Source organism: Clostridia bacterium (genome assembly GCA_036562685.1).
In the GTDB taxonomy this organism is placed as follows: Bacteria; Bacillota; Clostridia; order Christensenellales; family DUVY01; genus DUVY01.
This window is the reverse complement of record DATCJR010000168.1, coordinates 1-1,646: the sequence shown is the minus strand read 5'-3', so window position 1 is coordinate 1,646 and position 1,646 is coordinate 1. Positions and strand designations below refer to the sequence as shown.

Below are 1,646 nucleotides of genomic sequence, written 5' to 3'. Positions count from 1 at the left end.
CGTAGGACGCCGTCCTGGAGATATCGCAGCTAGCTATGCAGATCCTACACTGGCAAAAATTGAATTAGGCTGGGAAGCAAATTATGACCTCAAAAAAATGTGCGAAGACAGCTGGAACTGGCAAAAAAAGAATCCTAACGGACTTGAATAAATCCCGACCAAACGCAAAATTGCTTTGCAATTTTGGTCGGACTTTTACGGCTTTGAAATAAATTTCAAAGCCGTTTTTTTAAGGAAAAAATCTCACATAAAGTTGATTATCACTTTAAAGGCTTTTAAAAGCTCCTTTATCAAAAGGAGCTGTCACGAAGTGACTGAGGATTAATTTTGTACAGCAATATCAAGAACGCTGAGAAAGGCAGTTTCTTAAAAGCTCTTAAATTAAAATCAAATATTTGCTTACTATCCAAGCCTAGCAAGCAAATATTTTATCTTATACTCCTGATATTACTAGAAATAAAAATGAGCCGATAATTTTATAACAAGTATTTAAGTTCTAAAATACAGAGAGGTATTGTAGAAATTGTTGTAATGAATTGAAGAAGTATGAGTACAATTAGAGCAGAATCATTGCCTGCCGGTCCTGCAATGGTATACATTATTGTATAAAATGCAGACACAATAAACAACAGCAAATACTTAATAATAATTATTATTTTGAGCGTTTGATTTGATTTAATTAACAATAGTTGAAGAAATGCTACTGATAAAGTAAAAACAAGCATTATGAGATAAGGCAAAGCGCTAGAAAAATCTAACCATATCAGCAGATATAAAAAGCATCCAACTAATAGACATGGAAAAATAAATACCAACATTTTTTCTATTTTCATTTTTTATTCTCCTTTATTTATATGCTAAAAATTCACTTGTAGTACTTGCATCTCTAATATCGTTTATAATAGCAATAAAAACTAAAAATAATTAACAATAAAAAGAGATTATCAATTTAAGCTATTTAAAATAACTTTATTTATTTAGTTTTTATTTTTTTCTTTTTCCTAAAGATGCCGCCGTTTTGCTTGATATATGCTTTAACTTCGCTGATGTTTATTTTTAGTTGTTCTTTCCATTTTATAGGCGGATATTCTTTTAGCGGTTCCAAAAAGTCTTTTCCATAAATTGAACGATAATATTTGAATTTGTTAAACACTACATCATAAACATGTAATTTTAAAGATTTTTGAACACGTTCTATGTGCCATTGTTTTATGTTGATGACTTTAAAGATAGGAAAAAACTGTATTGTCTTGGCAAAATGCTGTATGATTGTATCTTTGCGCCATTTTTGCTGTTCATTGAATTTTCTAGGCAAAATTAATTTTGATGTAACCAATTCATTAATTGCATCTTGGTCGGGAAATACCATTTCTTTATTTAAGCACAAATCCAATGCTCTATCAAAAAGTCTAGTCTCTTTTATCTTAGGCATATTAAGATAAAGAACACCAGCGTTCAAATAATCTTTGGCGATAAATCTTTTGCCCAAATGGTCTACTACTCCTGCCAGTTCATAATCTGTTATATCATATCCCAATATTTTGGATACATCATCATTGAACATTGTGTCTGCGTCAACATAAAGAAGTCTATCGGGAAAATCAAACTCGTTTGCTAGCAGACGAAGCAATGTATATGGAGTATAT

The 1,646-nt window shown here is 30.8% G+C and carries 3 protein-coding genes; 1 reads left to right on the top strand and 2 read right to left on the bottom strand.

The features are described from left to right. Window positions 1-151, top strand: a 151-nt coding sequence (locus tag VIL26_07560; protein ID HEY8390783.1) for a UDP-glucose 4-epimerase, incomplete at its 5' end; no start/stop codon positions are given. 325 nt (window positions 152-476) lie between these two features. On the opposite strand, the gene VIL26_07555 is transcribed toward VIL26_07560, so the two are convergent. Both VIL26_07555 and VIL26_07550 read right to left on the bottom strand, forming a co-directional pair. Next, the gene (locus tag VIL26_07555) at window positions 477-833 is read right to left on the bottom strand and encodes a hypothetical protein (protein HEY8390782.1); all 357 of its coding nucleotides are present in this window, start codon (window positions 831-833) and stop codon (window positions 477-479) included. A gap of 140 nt (window positions 834-973) precedes the next feature. Beyond that, window positions 974-1,646 (bottom strand): glycosyltransferase (locus VIL26_07550; protein ID HEY8390781.1); only part of this gene is annotated, 673 nt, incomplete at its 5' end.

Bases quoted from the DNA above. Each gene is read 5' to 3' on its own strand.
- VIL26_07555 (HEY8390782.1), bottom strand. From the start codon at position 833: ATGAAAATAGAAAAAATGTTGGTATTTATTTTTCCATGTCTATTAGTT.